Consider the following 15496-nt stretch of genomic DNA (forward strand, 5'->3'; position numbering starts at 1 on the left):
GGAGCAAGTGTGCCGGATCTGCAGTGTTGATTGCCTAAAAGGCAATGTTGGTGCATACTGCAATTCTATTCCACGACTTCCAGGGAGCGCCATCATGATTCTTGATCACATCGGTTTGAACGTCAGCGATGCACAGGCCAGCAAGGCCTTCTTTTCGGCCGCCCTGGCGCCCCTGGGCGTATCGGTGGTGATGGAGGAGCAGGGCTGGGTGGGCATGGGCAAGGATGGCAAGCCCGATTTCTGGTTCGGCGCGGGCGGCACGCCGCATGCCGGCATGCATCTCGCCTTCGCGGCGGCAAACCGTGCCCAGGTGGACGCGTTTTACCAGGCCGCGCTGGCAGCGGGCGGCAAGGATAACGGCGCCCCCGGCATCCGTGCCATCTATCACCCGAATTATTATGGCGCTTTCGTGCTGGGGCCGGACGGCCACAATGTCGAAGCCGTCTGCCACCATCCCGAGCCTTGAGGCCGGTCATTACCTGAAGAGAGCAGCATGAAGCACAGCGCCACCCTGTTTGCCGACGATGCCGGCCGCTATGCCTACGTCAAGGCGGGTTTTTCCTGGCCAGCCCTGTTGTTGGGCTCGTTCTGGGCCGTGGCCAAGCGCCGCTGGTGGCTGTTGCTGCTCATGCTGGCGATGGATGCGTGCCTGTGGTTTGGCAGCCATCTGGCCAGCGAACTGCGCATCGGCCCGATGATGCTGCTGATGGCCGGTGCGGAACTCAGTTACCTGCTGGCGCGTGGCTGGTATGGCAACCGCTGGCTGGAAGCGTCGCTGCGCAGCCGTGGCTACAAGCCCGTCGTGCCGGGCACGGGCGCCGCTGGCTGAGCCTGCCTGGCACAGATTTTCCTTTCCGTTACTGACGTTTGCCAAGGGCAAGCCGTCCAGCCAAAACTTTCTGCACAGCCTAGCGCACCTTTGATCCAGATCATGCCTCATCTGCGGTGCTCACGTAGCCTTGGGACTCGCGTTGCAAAGCATCGTCCCACCAATCGGATATGTTTTTTCGCGTTTCGTGGCGTAACCCGGCCGTCTGCCTAAGCGTTCGGTAGTCGGTGGTGCCGCCATCTGTTTGTGTCCACCCAACCGCTATCTAATGAGGAACTCCATGTATCCATATTCCCGTAGTGTTACCCCCGCCGCCAAAAACCACCTGGAAGCGCAACTGGCTTTCTTCAATGGCTTGACGAAGTCGTTGTTCCAGTCGGTGCAGCACTTCAGTGACCTGAACATGCAACTGGCGCAAGGCTTGCTGGAAGAAAGCACGGTCACCAGCCAGAACCTGCTGACGGTCGAGCGCGCTGAAGATGTGTTTCAGGTGGCTGCCGCCTCGGGCCAGCCAGCCGCCGAGCAACTGCGCAAATACCAGCAACAGGTGTCGCGCCTGGCAGCCGATACGCAGGTCGAACTGGCCAATGTGGCAGAGCGTCATGTGAATGAAACGAGCCGCACCGCCAAGGCCCTGGCCGAGGAAGTGGCCCGTACGGCTTCGGAAGAAACGGAGAAAAACGTGCGCAAGCAGCAGGAAGCGATGCAGCGCATGGCCGAACCGTTCCAGGCCTACCAGCAAAATGGCGCCAGCCGCGAGCAGCAGCGTGGTGCGCAAAGCCGTGACGGTCAAAGCCTGCAAAGCGCCAGCCACCAGGGCAGCCAGCAGTCGGCCGGTAGCGAAAGCTCGGCCAGCGGCAGCGCATCGCAAGCAGGCTCCGCTCAAAGCAAGAGCAGCAGCGCCAGCCGTAAAGAGTAAACAGGCCGCTGCTGGCGGCTGCATCCGCATCGCGAGGGCCGAGCCTTGAGATGCGGCTGGTTGACATGCAGCGTCGCGCGTATTGGTCTGGCAGAGCGCCCGTCCCTCAGGGGGCGGGCGTTTTTTCGTCAGTGCGCGCCGCGGCAGCGTGCATGGCGGCGCCCTGCGCCCTTGCCGGCTGCTGCGGTCTGGCCGGGGATGCAGGCTTGGCCGTGTCTCGCGGCGTGCCCGCATTGTGCGCTGTTTTGTCCGCCGCGCTGTTGGCGTCGATAAAGGCGCTCACGGCGGCGTCGAGCGTGGGCGCCAGCATGCGCAAGGGGCCGGCCAGCGAGGCGACCAGGGTGGTATGGCTGACCTTGCCGAAATACATTTCCGTCACGGGCCTGTTCAGCGCCCGCAAGGCCTTGGCCAGGCCGCCCGTGTTGCGCTGCGGATTGACCAGCTTGTCCTGGCCGGGCTGGGGCGCGATCAGCAGGGCGGGCGGGGCATCGGCCGTCACGTGGTGGATGGGTTGCGAAGCGGCGGGCGTGTCCGGGTAAAAGAAGACGGGCCGGGTCGTGGTGTTCTCGATGGGCAAAAAATCATAGGGGCCGGCCAGGCCTATCCAGCCGCGCAAGTCGTGCGGGCGCATGCCGTGGCGCGCCAGCAGGCTGGCGTCGAGCGCCAGCATCGCCGCATTGTAGGCGCCGGCGCTATGGCCCATGACGAACAAACGCGCGGGGTCGCCGCCATGGCGGCTCGACTCCATCGCGGCCCAGGCCACGGCACGGGCCGCATCCTGCAGGATTTCGGGGTAGTGCACGTCCGGATACAGTCGGTAGTCGGCGATCACGGCCAGGTAGCCGCGCGCGGCCAGTGCATGGCCAACGAAGGCATAGTCGGCGCGCTCGCCGGAAGTCCAGTTGCCGCCATAAAAGAACACCACGACGGGCACGGGCCCCGTGCGGCTTTTTGGGGCATAGACATCGAGTTTTTGCCGGGGCAGGGGGCCGTAGGCCAGGCCCCGCGTCACCTTCGAGGCGCTGCCGGACGACAGGGCATTGATGGCCGTCAAGGGCGAGCAGGCGATCAGGCCGGCGGCCAGGGGCAGCGTCGCCAGCAAGCCCAGCAGAGTGTTGCGCACGATCGTCATGCCGGCCCCTTGTCGTTGTGCAGTATGGTTGCAGTGTAGGCCAAGCGGGGCGCGGCGGGCAGGAGTTGTTGCAGTGGCATAGAAATTATTCAGAAACAATGTTGTCTTGCAGCAGCCATTTGCGGGCCGTGGCGATGACGGCGTCCGACAGGGTGCGCGTGAGGGGCGTCTGGATATCCCAGGCATGCCAGGTCAGGGGTACGTCGAGCGCCTGACCCGCCGCCACGTCGACCAGCCGGCCGGCGGCCAGCGCCGTTTCCGCCTGCAGCAGGGGCACCATTCCATAGGCATAGCCCGCTTCGATGAAGCGCACGAAGTCGCGCGCCGAACCGAGCACATGGTGCGGATAGCGGCCCGCGTAGCCGAGCCGGTGCTGCAGGTAGCGTTCGTGCAGGGCATCCTTGCTGCCGAACGTGATGGCGGGCGCCTGGCTGACGGCTTCCACCGTAAATCCATGGGGAAACCACTGCCGGGCGAATGCGGGCGAGGCCACGCACAGGTAGCGCATGCCGCCCAGCGGCGTGGCCGTGGTGCCCGCCACCAGGTCGTTGGCGCTGGTGACGCAGGCAAACACCCGGCCTTCGCGCAGCTGGCTCAGGGTGTGGTCCTGGTCGTCGAGGCGGATGTCGAGCAGGCAGGACGGCGGCGACAGCAGCGGCCCCAGCGCTTCCGGGATCCACGTGGCGGCGCTGTCGGCGTTGACGGCGATGGCCAGTTCCGGCAATTGCGTCGTGGGACCAGGCTGGGCGTCGAGCGCCGCTTCAAGCAGCTTGACTTGGCGGTAATGGGCGATCAGGCGCTGGCCCGCTTCCGTGGGCAGGGGCGGGTGGCTGCGGATGATCAATAACGTGCCTTCCAGGTTTTCCAGGGTGCGGATGCGCTGCGACACGGCCGGCTGGCTGATCGCCAGCGCTTGCGCCGCCTTTTCAAAGCTGCCCAGGCCGATCACGGCGTCGAGGGCGGCCAATCCACGGTAGTCGACGACGCGCATAAGTTTCTCTTATATATGGTTAGAATCATTCATTATACTTATATTTACTTTTTCTTTACACTGTTGAAATAGGGTAACAACTCCACTCTCCCGCGCGGTCCCCCTGGTTCCGCACCACCCTCCACCTACCTCTGATGACTTTGCCGTTGCCGGCAGAGCGCGTGGGCGGCCGTGCGCGTGATGGAAAGCAATGGAAAGGAATCGATATGGACAGCGCAATTTTCTTGAAAGGCATGGGGCTCGGGGCGAGCCTGATCGTGGCCATCGGCACGCAAAACGCCTTCTTGCTCAAGCAGGGCCTGAAGCGCCATTATGTGCTTACCTGCATCCTCGTCTGCCTGTTGTGCGATGCGATTTTAATCACGGCCGGCGTGGCCGGCATGGGCACTTTTATTGCCGACAACCCCAATTTCCTGCTGTGGGCCAAGGCCGGCGGTGCCACCTTCCTGATCGCCTACGGCTTGCGCGCCGCCAAGTCGGCCTGGCGCCCGACGGCCATGACGGTATCGGCCGCCAAGGCGCCTGAAGGCTACTGGGCCGTGATCGGCGCGGCGCTCGCGTTCAGCTTGCTGAACCCGCACGCCTTCCTCGACACGGTCATTCTGCTCGGCTCGATCGGCGGCCAGCATGAAGGCATGGGGCGTTTCTATTTTGCCGGCGGCCCCATCATGGCCTCGGCCCTGTGGTTCTTCCTGCTGGGCTTTGGCGCCCGCTACCTGGCGCCCGTGTTTGCCAAGCCCATGGCCTGGCGCGTGCTCGACGGCATCATCGCCCTCGTCATGTGGGCCATCGCCGCCTCGCTGTTCTTGTAATCAGCGGGTCAGGAAGTTCAATACGCGGCTGGCCAGCTTGCCATACGGCGGCCGCAGCAGCGTCAAGGGGCTGTAGCGCGCCTGGTAGAACACGGGACGCAGCTTGCTGAAAGTGTGAAAACCTTCGACGCCGTGGTAGTGGCCCATGCCGGACTCGCCCACGCCGCCGAAGGGCAAGTCGTGCTGGCCCACATGGAACAGGGCGTCGTTGACGGACACGCCGCCCGACATCACCGTGTCGATCAGCATCTGCACGGTCCGCTTGTCGTTGCTGAAAGGATAGATGGCCAGCGGGCGCGGCCCCCCGTTGATGCTGGCAATCACGTTCTCCAGCTTCGTATAGCCGCGCAGGGGCAGGATGGGGCCGAAGATTTCCCGCGTCAGCAGCAGGCTGTCTGCGGGCGCGCCCAGCACGATGTGCGGCGCGATCTTGCGCGTGGCGCGGTCCCAGGCAGGGCCGGGCAGCAGCGAAATCACTTGCGCGCCCCGTTCCCGCGCTTCATCCAGGGCCTTCAGCAGGCGCTCGAAGGCGGCCTCATCGATGATGGAGGTGTAATCGGGCGTATCGAGCCGCGGGTAGCGCGTGGGCATGATCCGGCGCGCATGCTCGACGAAGGCGGCGATGCCGGCCTCGGGCAGCCAGGCGTGGTCGACGCTGGTGCAGATTTGCCCCGCATTCAGGTACTTGACGAACAGGATGCGCTCGGCAGCCGTGCGCACGTCGAAATCGGCGCAGACGATGGCCGGCGCCTTGCCGCCCAGCTCCAGCGTCACGGGGCACAGATTCTGTGCGGCCGCCGCCATGACGGCGCGGCCCGTCTGGCCGGACCCTGTAAACAGCAGGTGGTCGAACGGCAGTTGTGAAAAAGCAATGCCTACGCCGCCCGTCTCGTCAACAAACTGCAGCTTTTCCGGCGGGAAATAGGCGGGCATGGTCGCGATCAGCAGCCGGGCCAGGTGGCGCGAGTTCTCGCTCATCTTGACCATGGCGCGGTTGCCGGCGGCAAAGATGTAGGTCAAGGGCACCAGACTCAGGTTGACGGGGAAATTCCACGGCACGATGACGCCCACCACGCCCAGCGGCTGGGGAATGACGCGGTTGCGGGCGCCCGGGAAATTGCGCCAGTCCACACTGCGGCGCTGCGGCTGCATCCATTTTTTCAACTTTTTCAGTACATGATCGATGCCGTCGATGGCGGGGAATATCTCCGCCAGCAAGGTTTCATGGTGGGAACGGTTGCCATAATCGGCGCTGATGGCCTCGCACAATGCCAGCTTGTGGTCGCGGATATAGCGCTGCAGGGTTTGCAGGTCGCGCTTGCGCTCGGCGAACGTGGGAATGGGGTGCGCGCAGGCAGGCGGCGCGCTGGCGTGCCAGGATGGCGTCGAGCGCGGCGTGCGCCGGGGGAGCGGTCATGTGCATGGGTTTCCTCGCGTGGGCTGGCAGTGCCGTCCCGGGCAGGGTACAGCAATCGGGCAATGATGCCTATTCTGCAGTATTTATGGTCAAGCAACAATTGTCTGTTGTGCGCGCCGCCATGACCGGCGCGAATCGCCGTAGAATGCCTGATTGAGCGCTTTAACCAGCTTGCATCCAGGAATGCCATGACCCCGACCACGCCAGACTCCCTGCACATCGTGTGCCCCCATTGCGACGCCGTCAACCGCCTGCCGGCCGCCCGGCTCACGGAGCAGCCCACCTGCGGCAAGTGCCAGAAGGATTTGTTTACGGGCCAGCCCGTGGATCTGGCCAGCGCCCGTTTCCTCAAGCATATCGAACGCAGCGACATTCCCGTGCTGGTCGACTTCTGGGCGCCGTGGTGCGGCCCGTGCCGCAGCATGGCGCCATTCTATGTGCAAGCCGCCAGGACCCTGGAACCGGCGTTCCGCGTCGTCAAGGTGAATACGGAAGCGTCGCCTGACCTGGGCAGCCGTTTCAATATCCGCAGCATTCCCACCCTGGCCCTGTTTTTGCGCGGCGTGGAAGTGGCGCGCCAGCCGGGCGCCATCGATGCGAACGCCATCATCGCGTGGGCAAGGGACAAGGCGCATTTCTAGACGCAGGGGCAAGCCGTTCAGGTTTTCCATTTGACATTTAATATGGTGCCATATTATATTGCGCCATATGATAAAACTCGAACAGAAATACACGGCCCTGCTCGGTGACGTGCAGCGCCGCGCGCTCGGCGCAGATCTGCCCGCATCCATCGGGCGGCTGCGCCTGTGCTTTGAAGTGCTGGGGCTGGCGTCCGCCATCGATGGCGATTGCGCCTCGCGCCTGGGCCGGCATGGCTTGTCGGAAGGCAAGTTTGTGCTGCTGTCCTTGCTGCGCGACGTGCCCGAGGGGCTCTCCCCGCACGAACTGGCCGAACGGGCCGGCGTGACGCGCGGCACCATCACGGGCTTGCTCGACGGCCTCGAACGCGACGGTTTCCTGGCGCGCCACGCGGACCAGTTCGACCGGCGCAAGCTGCTGGTGCGCCTGAGTGCCAAGGGAAACATGGCTGCCGCCACCCTGGTCGACGAGCACGCGCAGTGGATCGCCAGCCTGTTTGCCGATTTCACGCCGGAAGAAATGCAGTTGTTGAGTGGATTGCTGGAAAAAGCCTGGCGCAAGACGGATAAGGGTGAAATGCAGGGTGCTGCATGAGCCGTGGCGTCGCCGATATCGCCCCCGCCCGCCTGGCCCTGCTGAATCAAGGAATGGTGGCCAGCACCACCCTGACGGAAGGGTTGGCCATCGATTTTGCCCAGTTGCTGGCTGCCGCCGTGCCCACTATCGGCGGGGCACGGATGGAACAAATGCGGCTCCAGGCCGCCGCCGGCATTACCCGGCGCATGGCCTTGGCAGCGCAAATGCTGCTCGATGCCAACGTTGACCTGGCGCAATTGCAAGGCCATGTTTCCGACACGGTGCGCGGCTGGGCCTGCTTTGCCATCGCCGACCAACCCGGCTTGACCTTGCCGCAACAGCTGGCCGCCATGCGGCCGCTGGCCGACGATGGCCACTTTGGCGTGCGCGAATGGGCCTGGCTGGCGCTGCGGCCCTATCTGGCGGTGCGTCTTGTCGAGGCGATTGCCTTGCTGGCGCCATGGACGGCGGACCCGTCGGAAAGAGTGCGGCGCTTTGCCTGCGAAGCGCTGCGCCCGCGCGGCGTGTGGTGCGCGCACATCGCCGAGCTGAAGGAAGAGCCGCAGCTGGCCTTGTCCCTGTTGCAGCCCCTGCGTGCCGATCCGGCCGTCTATGTGCAGGATTCCGTGGCCAACTGGCTCAACGATGCGGCCAAGAACCGGCCGGACTGGGTGCGCAGCCTGTGCGCGCAATGGCTGCTGGAAAGCCCTGTTGCCGCCACGGCCCGCATTTGCAAGCGGGCCCAGCGTTCATTTTCTTGATTGTTTGGAGGACAAACATGCATTATCTGTTGGAACTGTACAGCCCGAAACCGGCCTGGCTGGCCCTCGACGGCGCCGCGCGCCAGGCGTATTTCGCCACCGTGGGCGCCGGCATGGCTGCCTTGTCGGGCACGGGCGCCGAAGCGCTGGCCATGGGCGCCGTCGATGGCGGCAAGCTGCATGCGGCTGCCCAGCAATTCTATGCCGTCTGGCGCTTCCCGGACGAGGCGGCGCTCGATGCCTTGCTGGCCGGTATCGCCGCCACGGGCTGGCATGATTATTTTGATACCATCAATGCGGCTGGCCCGGCCGTGGATTTCCCTGCCCACCTGGCGCAGCTGGCCGCCGTCTAAGCGTCCGACGTTTTCCTTGCCGCTGAGGTAAAGTTGGCATTTCCATCCGATTATCGACGTTGATGCCAATCAAACTGCTTTCCACCCTGATGCTTGCCCTGGCGCCCATGCTGGCGTCGGCAGCCCTTGCCACCCCGCAAGCGCTGGTTGCCGCCGCCCGCAGCCAGGTGGGCGTGACCCTGCAGTACGACCCGCGCTATGAGCGCCTGGCCTATCCGGGCGGCGACGTGCCGCTCGAGCGGGGCGTGTGCACGGACGTGGTCGTGCGTGCCTACCGTAAACTTGGGCAGGATTTGCAGGTGCTGGTGCACGAAGACATGCGCAAGGCATGGCAGGTGTACCAACAGCAGGGGCGCTGGCAGATGAAGGGGCCGGACCGCAATATCGACCACCGGCGCGTGCCGAATCTGGGCACCTACTTTGCCCGCCACGGCACCAGCCTGCCTCCAGCCACGCAAGCGAGTGCTTACCGCGCGGGCGACATCGTCACCTGGCGCCTGCCGCGCAACCTCACGCACATCGGCATCGTCAGCGACAAGCAGTCGTGGAGCGGCGTGCCGCTGATCATCCACAACATCGGCGAAGGCGCGCGCGAGGAAAATATTTTATTCAGCTATCCGATCACGGGGCACTATCGCTGGCAACCCCGCTGAGGGGCAAGGGCGCCATCTCTTGCAGGATCGCCTGCACCCTGGCCAGCGCCGTGTCGATATCGAGCTTGTCGATGGCGCCATAGCCGAGGAACAGGCCTTCGTGGCGGGCGGGGCCGTGGTAAAAGCTGGCCAGCGCATACAGGCTGACGTCGGCCAGGCGTGCCCGGCGCAGCAATTCGGCGATATCGAGCGGGGCCTGCGCCAGCGCCGCCACGTGGAAGCCGGCGCTGGCCGGCACCAGGCGGAACCACGGCGCCAAGGGGCCGTTGAACCAGTGCAGCAGCCGCTCGCGGCGCCCCGCATAAATGTCATGGCAGCGGCGGATATGCCGCAGCAAATGGCCGTCCAGGATGAACCTGGCCAGCGCATGCTGGCTCAGACTGGCCGTGTGGCAATCGCTCAGGTATTTCACCGTCTGCATGGCGGCCACGAGGGCTTGCGGCAGCACAACATAGCCCAGGCGTAATTCCGGCAGCATGATCTTGGAAAAGCTGCCCACGTGGGCGACGACGCCATAGCGGTCCATGCTTTGCAGGGAATCCTCGGGCCGGCCTTCGTAGCGGAAGGCGCTGTCGTAATCGTCTTCGATGATGATGGCGCCCAGTTGGTGCGCCCGTTCCAGCAAGGCATGGCGGCGCGCCAGGCTCATCGGCATGCCGAGCGGAAATTGATGGGCGGGCGTGACATAGATCAAGCGCGTGCCGTCCGGGATTTGCGCGACGACAAGGCCATCCTCATCCACTTCGATGCCCACCACGCGCGCGCCCAGGCTGGCGAACACGGCGCGCGCCACCGGATAGCCGGGTTCTTCCACGGCAACCGTGTCGCCCGGTTCCAGCAGGGTCAGCGCGAGCAGGTGCAAGGCTTGCTGCGCGCCGCTGGTGACGAGTACTTGCTCCTCGGTGCAATGGATGCCGCGGCTGAAGGCGGCATGACCGGCAATCGCCGCGCGCAAAGGCCGGCAAACCCTCCACGGGGCCGTAGCGGCCGCGCGCCTGGCCGCTCTGGCGCAGCGCGTGCAGCATGCAGGCGCGCCATGCATCCTGCGGGAAATGCGCTGGCGTGGCGCGTCCGCCGATGAAGGCGTAGCGCGCCGGCTCTTCCTGGCTGGCGCGCCGCAGGGGCGTGGGCGTCGTTTCCCAGCGGGCGATGCGCTGCGCGCTGGCCAGCGGCGTGCTGGCATGGCGCCGCTGCGGCGAGGCATGCGGCGTCTGCACGAAGCTGCCCACGCCGACCTTTCCTACCAGCAGCTTTTCATAGCCGAGCTTGTCATACACGTCGGACACCGTCTTGCGCGACAGGCCCAGCTGGCTGGCCAGCAGGCGCGAAGGCGGCAATTGCTGGCCGTCCGTCAGGCGGCCCGAGCGGATGGCTGCGCTGAGCTGGCGGTACAGCTGGCCGCCCAGGTCGCGCGTGCCGTCGATCAGGATATGTAATTCCATGGAGTATCTGTAGGTGGTCTGCCGTTTTTCGGCGGGATTGGCCTGCCGCGCGCGTTATTCGCGCTTCTACAATGGCGCATCTCTCATTATCAAGGAATACATCATGACACAGCAACGACTCGACTTCACGCAAGCTTCGCCCGACGCCGTCAAGGCCATGTATGCGCTGGAAGCGGCGATCGCCAAACTGGGCGTGGAACATTCGCTGCTCGAGCTGATCCGCCTGCGCGCCTCGCAAATCAATGGCTGCGCTTTTTGCGTGGATCTGCACACGAGCGATGCGCGCAAGGCGGGCGAAACGGAGCGCCGCCTGTATGCCGTCTCCGTCTGGCGCGAAACGCCGTTCTTCACGCCGCGCGAACGGGCCGTGTTGGCCTGGACGGAAGCGCTGACCCTGCTGCCGCAAAGCCAGGCGCCCGATGACGTGTACGCGGCGCTGGCGGAACAATTGACGCCGGCAGAAATGGTCAACGTCACCCTGGCCATCGGCTCCATCAATACCTGGAACCGCCTGGCCGTGGGTTTCCGCAAGATGCCTGAATAACTGTGTGTTCGTTCGCGAACAGACGCCTGGCCTGCCCCTGCGTAGTCTGGCAAGACACTGTCAGCGAGGGAATGGCCATGGAAGTCAATATCAGCGAAGTAATGGAAAAGACGCCGCAGCAGCAGGAAGAAGCGCGCCGCGAATTCATCGCGGAACTGTGGCGGCGTTTTGAAGCCTTGCAGGAATGGGCCGTCAGCCATTGGCCGGATCAGCAGCATCCCTTGAGTTCCGCCGATTTCGTCGAGACGCGCAAGGAGATATTGAGTTTGCGTTCGCCGGCAGGTTCCTTGAACCAGCCGGCGCAGCAGCATGCGGCGGAACCGGAGCAGGGCGGGGCGCAATATCTGGATGTGACGCCAGCCCCCTGGCCTTGAGGAGCGCCTGAGAAAACGTCCATGACTGCGTTGCCGTGCCTGGCCGTACTAGCGTACTGCCTGCGGCACGGCGCCTTGTCCTGAACGTTTTTCAGGTGTCCCCGTCCTGAAAAATCCGCTGTAAAAGTTACTGCTTGACCACTTCCGCTTTCTTGCCCTGCGCAAACACCCAGCAAACCAAACTCACCAGCAGCCCCGCCATCACGCCATACGCCAGATTCAGCGCGCTGTCGAACAGCAGCGGCGCCACCAGGCCCGAGACCAGCGCGAACAGCAGCATCTGGATGAACGACTGCATCGACGACGCCAGGCCGCTGTTGTTGGGGAAGTGGTTCAGCGCCATCAGGGTCATCGGCGGCATGGCGATGGACAGGGCGAACGAGTAGAAGAACAATGGCAGCACGGCCCATGGCACTTCGGCGGCAAAGACATAGTTGTAGCCGATGTTGGCCAGCGCGGCGACCAGCATCAGGATGAAGCCGGCCCAGATCATCTGGCGCTGGCTGTAGCGGTGGGCGATTTTCGCCGACAGGGCCGAACCGAACACCATGCCACTGATCAAAGGAATGAACAGCCAGGCGAAGGCCGTCTCCGGCAGGTGCAGGATGTTGATGATGAAGTAGGCGGCCGAGCCGATGTACAGCGCGAAGCCGCCGAAGGCGGCGCCGATGGCTGTCGACAGCAGCAGGAACTGGCTGTGGCACAGCACTTTCCAGTAATTGACGGCGATGTCGCCCAGGTGGAAGGCGTGGCGCTGTTCCTTGGGCAGGCTTTCCGGCAGCGCGCGCCAGACGACGACGAACATCAGTACGCCGAAAGCCGTCAGGAACCAGAAGATCCAGCGCCAGCCCAGGCTGACCTGCAGCCAGCCGCCCAGCACGGGGGCGATGGCCGGCGCCAGCGCGAACACCATCATGATGTGCGAGAGGATTTTTTGCGCGGCGGCGCCCGAATAGCGGTCTTGCACGATGGCGCGGCCGATCACGGAACCGGCGCCCGCCGACAGCCCCTGCAGCACGCGCCAGGCCAGCAGCCAGCCCAGCGACGGCGCCAGCGCGGCGCCGACGGAGGCGATCACATACAGCACCAGCGAGACGAGAATCACGGGACGGCGGCCGAACGAATCGGACAGGGTGCCGTAAAACAGCATCATGAAGGCGAACGTGAACAGGAAAAAGCTCAGGGTTTGCTGCACCAGCAGGGGGCTGGCATTGAAATCTTGCGTGATGGCGGGGAAAGACGGCAGATAGGTGTCAATTGCAAGCGGTCCGACCATCGCCAGGCCCGCCAAAATCCAGGTTAATAATTTAGTCATGTTGAAGAGTGTTTTTGTTAGTCCGTCATTTTACGCTAGTGGCTGGAATCGGGTCCGGTGCCGCGGCGGTTTGCCATCTATATGCGTTTTTCGCATATAGAACCTTGAAATTCTTCGTTTGCATCGCTTGTCGTCACCGCTAAGCTGGGGCGACCCGGCTTGTTTGCCATTTTCTGGAAGTGATACGCCATGCACAGCATTTATCCCGCGGCGCCCGCCGACGACACGGCCCAGTGGAACCTGGGACCCGTGATCCAGGCGCTGCGCAGTTCGCGCGAAGACAAGCACAAGATCCGCCATAACGGCAGGGTGCGCGAACTGCCGTCGCGCGAAGCGCTCACCACCATCGTCAACGGCCTGTCGGCGGCCCTGTTTCCCACGCATTACGGGCGGCCGAATCTGACCGATGAAAGCATCGACTATTTTGTCGGCGATACCCTGAACACCACCCTGAACCGCCTCAGCGAGCAGGTGCGGCGCGGCTTGCTGTTTTCCGCTCCGGCTCACGCCGTACCGGCCGGCGATGAGGGCGATGGCGCCAGCGACGATGCGGCCCTGGCGCAGCAGGCGCGCGACATCACGCGGGCGTTCGCCGCCAGCCTGCCCGACATCCGCGCTCTGCTGGTGTCGGACGTGCAGGCCGCCTACGCGGGCGACCCGGCCGCCACCTCGGTGGCCGAGATCATGCTGTGCTATCCGGGCACCATCGCCATTTTGTACCATCGCCTGGCGCACCAGCTGCACGCGCTCGGTGCGCCTTTCCTGGCGCGCCTGATCGCCGACATCGCGCGCACACGCTGACGGGCATCGACATCCACCCGGGCGCGCACATCGGCGCCTCCTTCTTCATCGACCATGGCACGGGCGTAGTGATCGGCGAGACGGCCATCATCGGCCAGCGTGTGCGTCTGTACCAGGCCGTCACCCTGGGCGCCAAGCGTTTTCCAGCCGATGCATCCGGCGCGCTGATCAAGGGCACGCCGCGCCACCCCATCGTCGAGGACGACGTGGTCATTTACGCGGGCGCGACCGTGCTGGGGCGCATCACCATCGGCGCGGGATCGACTATCGGGGGGAATGTGTGGCTGACGCAGAGCGTGCCGCCTGAGAGTAACGTATCGCAGGCGCAGATGCGCAACGATTAGGTGTGGCGAAAGGGGAGTAAGCCCAGAGCTAAGGCTGGGGTCAGACCCGGCGGTCTGACCCCACAGCTTTGGCGTGGCGCTTGGCTTTGCAAAAACCTTACTTCACCGTCAGCGCTTCATACCGCGCCACGGGCACGCCATCCTTCAGCAGCAGCAATTCCTGGTCCGCATAGCGGTAGCCATTGACTTCGCCCAGGGTGGTCAGGAGTTCGCGTTCGAGATCCATGTCCTGCGGCTGGCACATCATCATGGTGCCGGCCATCTGCCCGAAGGCCAGGGTGCTGACGCCATCGCTGGTGTAGCCGCCCATCATCTGGTTGCAGCCGCTGTGGCCAGCGGCGCGGCCTTCGGCCAGCAGCAGGGTCACTTCGCGCTGCTCGGGCGCCTTGCGCACGATTTTCTTGCCCTTCAATTCCTTCAGCTTCCACTGCGTGCCCGTCAGCTTCGGCGCCGGCTTGGCGGGCGAGGTGGCGCCTGGCGCGGCGGCGGCAGCGTCGCTGCGCACGGGCGTTTGCGCGCAGCCGGCGGTGATGGCGACGATGGCGGCGAGGGGGATCAGTCTGGCGATATTGAACATGGCATTTCCTTCTTCAAATGAATGGCGCCAGATTAGCAGATCGGCGCCGCGCCAGCGTGCACGGTTGACAAGCCTACCGCTCCTGCTCCAGCCGCGCCTCGAGCAAGGTGCGCGCCGCCGCCGCGTAGGCGCGGCAGGCTTGCTGGTCGACGAAGGCCTCGCTGCCGGCCGTGGCGCTCGCCTCCAGCCGTTCCCATAGCTGCGACGCCTCCGGATGGGCGGAGATCAGCACGTCGCAAGGCAGTTTTTCCAGGGTTTCGAAGCTGCGGCGCAGGTCGTCCACCGCGTTCGGATACTCGCTGCTGGCGCTGAACTTGAAGCCGGGGCGCGAAACGGCGTTGATGCTGTCCGCGTAGACCATGTTCAGGCAGCGGGGGCCGTCGCACGATTGCCACGTCCAGCTCAGGCCCCCGGGCGTGTGGCCCGGCGTGGCGTGCGCCGTCAGTTGAATCGGGCCGACATTGAACTGGCCGCCGTCGCGCGCCAGACGCATGTCCTTCACGGGCGGATACTTGGGCAGCGCGTGGTATTGCGGGTCGTCCGGCCCCACTTCGCCCGACGCCAGGTCCAGCGCGGCCGACGGGCTGGCGGCCACCAGCGCATTGCTGCGCCGCTGCAGTTCGGCCAGGCCGCCCGCGTGGTCGATATGGCCGTGCGAATTGAGTATCAGCTTGACGTCCTCGATGCGAAATCCCAGCGCGCCGATATTGGCGATGATCTTCGGTGCCGATTCCGGCAAGCCGCCGTCGATCAGCACATGGCCCTGCGGTGACGTGAGGAGCACGGAACTCAGGCCTTTCACGCCCACATAATAGGTATTGCCGAAGATGCGGAACGGCGTCTGGTCGGCATTCCAGGCGGCGCAGACGTCGCAGCCAGGCGTCGGCGGCGTGGCTGGCTCCTGCGCCAATGCCAGGGCGCCATGGCCTGCCAGCAGCGCCACTGCCAGCGCGCGTGTAAGAGTGGGGGGCATTGCGATCCTTATCCGTGTTGCCAGGGTGGCGTATGCTGACACGG

At 64.6% G+C, this 15496-nt stretch carries 18 protein-coding genes and 2 pseudogenes; 12 read left to right on the plus strand and 8 right to left on the minus strand.

The annotated features are described in order from the left end of the window. Positions 1 to 94: 94 nt before the first annotated feature. The 3 genes from ACQVLG_RS18960 (at position 95) to ACQVLG_RS18970 (ending at position 1748) form a co-directional block, all read left to right on the plus strand. On the plus strand, positions 95 to 466 hold the full coding sequence (locus ACQVLG_RS18960; protein WP_230540901.1) for a VOC family protein: 372 nt from the start codon (positions 95 to 97) through the stop codon (positions 464 to 466). A gap of 27 nt (positions 467 to 493) precedes the next feature. Continuing rightward, positions 494 to 829, plus strand: coding sequence for a hypothetical protein (locus ACQVLG_RS18965; RefSeq protein WP_230540900.1), 336 nt, complete (start codon positions 494 to 496; stop codon positions 827 to 829). A gap of 280 nt (positions 830 to 1109) precedes the next feature. After that, the gene (locus tag ACQVLG_RS18970; RefSeq protein WP_230540899.1) at positions 1110 to 1748 is read left to right on the plus strand and encodes a phasin family protein; all 639 of its coding nucleotides are present in this window, start codon (positions 1110 to 1112) and stop codon (positions 1746 to 1748) included. Between the two features lie 106 nt (positions 1749 to 1854). Here ACQVLG_RS18970 and ACQVLG_RS18975 read toward each other — a convergent pair whose 3' ends face one another. Both ACQVLG_RS18975 and ACQVLG_RS18980 read right to left on the minus strand, forming a co-directional pair. Beyond that, the gene (locus ACQVLG_RS18975; protein ID WP_474290618.1) at positions 1855 to 2880 is read right to left on the minus strand and encodes an alpha/beta hydrolase; all 1026 of its coding nucleotides are present in this window, start codon (positions 2878 to 2880) and stop codon (positions 1855 to 1857) included. Between the two features lie 85 nt (positions 2881 to 2965). Beyond that, positions 2966 to 3871, minus strand: coding sequence for a LysR family transcriptional regulator ArgP (locus ACQVLG_RS18980; protein ID WP_474290619.1), 906 nt, complete (start codon positions 3869 to 3871; stop codon positions 2966 to 2968). A 206-nt stretch (positions 3872 to 4077) separates the two neighbouring features. Between ACQVLG_RS18980 and ACQVLG_RS18985 the strand changes: the two genes are divergently transcribed. Continuing rightward, complete coding sequence (locus tag ACQVLG_RS18985; RefSeq protein WP_474290620.1) at positions 4078 to 4683, plus strand: LysE/ArgO family amino acid transporter; 606 nt, start codon at positions 4078 to 4080, stop codon at positions 4681 to 4683. Here ACQVLG_RS18985 and ACQVLG_RS18990 read toward each other — a convergent pair whose 3' ends face one another. Continuing rightward, entirely contained in the window at positions 4684 to 6024 is a 1341-nt protein-coding gene (locus tag ACQVLG_RS18990) for a coniferyl aldehyde dehydrogenase (protein WP_474295715.1), read from the minus strand. A 264-nt stretch (positions 6025 to 6288) separates the two neighbouring features. Here ACQVLG_RS18990 and trxC point away from each other — a divergent pair, with 264 nt between their 5' ends. The 5 genes from trxC (at position 6289) to ACQVLG_RS19015 (ending at position 9082) form a co-directional block, all read left to right on the plus strand. After that, entirely contained in the window at positions 6289 to 6741 is a 453-nt protein-coding gene (gene trxC / locus ACQVLG_RS18995) for a thioredoxin TrxC (protein ID WP_474290621.1), read from the plus strand. 70 nt (positions 6742 to 6811) lie between these two features. Beyond that, the gene (locus ACQVLG_RS19000; RefSeq protein ID WP_474295717.1) at positions 6812 to 7333 is read left to right on the plus strand and encodes a MarR family winged helix-turn-helix transcriptional regulator; all 522 of its coding nucleotides are present in this window, start codon (positions 6812 to 6814) and stop codon (positions 7331 to 7333) included. Then, positions 7330 to 8076 (plus strand): HEAT repeat domain-containing protein, encoded by a 747-nt coding sequence (locus ACQVLG_RS19005; protein ID WP_474290623.1) that lies wholly within the window; start codon positions 7330 to 7332, stop codon positions 8074 to 8076. The genes ACQVLG_RS19000 and ACQVLG_RS19005 overlap by 4 nt, the downstream gene beginning before the upstream one ends. A 17-nt stretch (positions 8077 to 8093) precedes the next feature. Continuing rightward, complete coding sequence (locus ACQVLG_RS19010; RefSeq protein WP_474290624.1) at positions 8094 to 8429, plus strand: DUF6616 family protein; 336 nt, start codon at positions 8094 to 8096, stop codon at positions 8427 to 8429. Between the two features lie 62 nt (positions 8430 to 8491). Next, positions 8492 to 9082, plus strand: a complete 591-nt coding sequence (locus ACQVLG_RS19015; protein ID WP_474290625.1) for a DUF1287 domain-containing protein — start codon at positions 8492 to 8494, stop codon at positions 9080 to 9082. Here ACQVLG_RS19015 and ACQVLG_RS19020 read toward each other — a convergent pair. Then, positions 9051 to 10286 (minus strand): aminotransferase-like domain-containing protein, encoded by a 1236-nt coding sequence (locus ACQVLG_RS19020; RefSeq protein WP_474290626.1) that lies wholly within the window; start codon positions 10284 to 10286, stop codon positions 9051 to 9053. The genes ACQVLG_RS19015 and ACQVLG_RS19020 overlap by 32 nt on opposite strands. 70 nt (positions 10287 to 10356) lie before the next feature. Further along, positions 10357 to 10524, minus strand: a pseudogene (locus ACQVLG_RS19025) (GntR family transcriptional regulator); the annotation flags it as partial. Between the two features lie 103 nt (positions 10525 to 10627). Between ACQVLG_RS19025 and ACQVLG_RS19030 the strand changes: the two are divergent. Together ACQVLG_RS19030 and ACQVLG_RS19035 are read left to right on the plus strand one after the other, a co-directional pair. Next, positions 10628 to 11068: a carboxymuconolactone decarboxylase family protein gene (locus ACQVLG_RS19030; RefSeq protein WP_230540889.1), complete on the plus strand. Its 441-nt coding sequence runs from the start codon at positions 10628 to 10630 to the stop codon at positions 11066 to 11068. Positions 11069 to 11145: 77 nt separating this feature from the next. Further along, positions 11146 to 11442: a hypothetical protein gene (locus ACQVLG_RS19035; RefSeq protein ID WP_230540888.1), complete on the plus strand. Its 297-nt coding sequence runs from the start codon at positions 11146 to 11148 to the stop codon at positions 11440 to 11442. Positions 11443 to 11569: 127 nt separating this feature from the next. On the opposite strand, the gene ACQVLG_RS19040 is transcribed toward ACQVLG_RS19035, so the two are convergent. Beyond that, the gene (locus ACQVLG_RS19040; protein ID WP_474290627.1) at positions 11570 to 12757 is read right to left on the minus strand and encodes a multidrug effflux MFS transporter; all 1188 of its coding nucleotides are present in this window, start codon (positions 12755 to 12757) and stop codon (positions 11570 to 11572) included. A gap of 189 nt (positions 12758 to 12946) precedes the next feature. Between ACQVLG_RS19040 and epsC the strand changes: the two are divergent. Next, positions 12947 to 13902, plus strand: a pseudogene (epsC, locus tag ACQVLG_RS19045) (serine O-acetyltransferase EpsC). Positions 13903 to 13999: 97 nt separating this feature from the next. On the opposite strand, the gene ACQVLG_RS19050 reads toward epsC, so the two are convergent. Together ACQVLG_RS19050 and bla are read right to left on the minus strand one after the other, a co-directional pair. Beyond that, positions 14000 to 14479, minus strand: a complete 480-nt coding sequence (locus ACQVLG_RS19050) for an META domain-containing protein (RefSeq protein WP_474290628.1) — start codon at positions 14477 to 14479, stop codon at positions 14000 to 14002. A 73-nt stretch (positions 14480 to 14552) separates the two neighbouring features. Then, the gene (bla, locus tag ACQVLG_RS19055; protein WP_474290629.1) at positions 14553 to 15452 is read right to left on the minus strand and encodes a subclass B3 metallo-beta-lactamase; all 900 of its coding nucleotides are present in this window, start codon (positions 15450 to 15452) and stop codon (positions 14553 to 14555) included. Positions 15453 to 15496: the final 44 nt, after the last annotated feature.

This window comes from Janthinobacterium sp. TPC_1, from assembly GCF_056037845.1.

What these genes read in the sequence shown, in the direction of transcription:
- ACQVLG_RS19040 (WP_474290627.1), bottom strand. Translation starts at nt 12,757, where the DNA reads ATGACTAAATTATTAACCTGGATTTTGGCGGGCCTGGCGATGGTCGGA.
- ACQVLG_RS19015 (WP_474290625.1), top strand. Translation starts at nt 8,492, where the DNA reads ATGCCAATCAAACTGCTTTCCACCCTGATGCTTGCCCTGGCGCCCATG.
- ACQVLG_RS18970 (WP_230540899.1), top strand. Translation starts at nt 1,110, where the DNA reads ATGTATCCATATTCCCGTAGTGTTACCCCCGCCGCCAAAAACCACCTG.
- ACQVLG_RS19050 (WP_474290628.1), bottom strand. Translation starts at nt 14,479, where the DNA reads ATGTTCAATATCGCCAGACTGATCCCCCTCGCCGCCATCGTCGCCATC.
- ACQVLG_RS19030 (WP_230540889.1), top strand. Translation starts at nt 10,628, where the DNA reads ATGACACAGCAACGACTCGACTTCACGCAAGCTTCGCCCGACGCCGTC.
- ACQVLG_RS19005 (WP_474290623.1), top strand. Translation starts at nt 7,330, where the DNA reads ATGAGCCGTGGCGTCGCCGATATCGCCCCCGCCCGCCTGGCCCTGCTG.
- ACQVLG_RS18980 (WP_474290619.1), bottom strand. Translation starts at nt 3,871, where the DNA reads ATGCGCGTCGTCGACTACCGTGGATTGGCCGCCCTCGACGCCGTGATC.
- ACQVLG_RS19035 (WP_230540888.1), top strand. Translation starts at nt 11,146, where the DNA reads ATGGAAGTCAATATCAGCGAAGTAATGGAAAAGACGCCGCAGCAGCAG.
- ACQVLG_RS18985 (WP_474290620.1), top strand. Translation starts at nt 4,078, where the DNA reads ATGGACAGCGCAATTTTCTTGAAAGGCATGGGGCTCGGGGCGAGCCTG.
- ACQVLG_RS18960 (WP_230540901.1), top strand. Translation starts at nt 95, where the DNA reads ATGATTCTTGATCACATCGGTTTGAACGTCAGCGATGCACAGGCCAGC.
- ACQVLG_RS18975 (WP_474290618.1), bottom strand. Translation starts at nt 2,880, where the DNA reads ATGACGATCGTGCGCAACACTCTGCTGGGCTTGCTGGCGACGCTGCCC.
- trxC (WP_474290621.1), top strand. Translation starts at nt 6,289, where the DNA reads ATGACCCCGACCACGCCAGACTCCCTGCACATCGTGTGCCCCCATTGC.
- bla (WP_474290629.1), bottom strand. Translation starts at nt 15,452, where the DNA reads ATGCCCCCCACTCTTACACGCGCGCTGGCAGTGGCGCTGCTGGCAGGC.
- ACQVLG_RS19010 (WP_474290624.1), top strand. Translation starts at nt 8,094, where the DNA reads ATGCATTATCTGTTGGAACTGTACAGCCCGAAACCGGCCTGGCTGGCC.
- ACQVLG_RS19020 (WP_474290626.1), bottom strand. Translation starts at nt 10,286, where the DNA reads ATGCCTCGCCGCAGCGGCGCCATGCCAGCACGCCGCTGGCCAGCGCGC.
- ACQVLG_RS18965 (WP_230540900.1), top strand. Translation starts at nt 494, where the DNA reads ATGAAGCACAGCGCCACCCTGTTTGCCGACGATGCCGGCCGCTATGCC.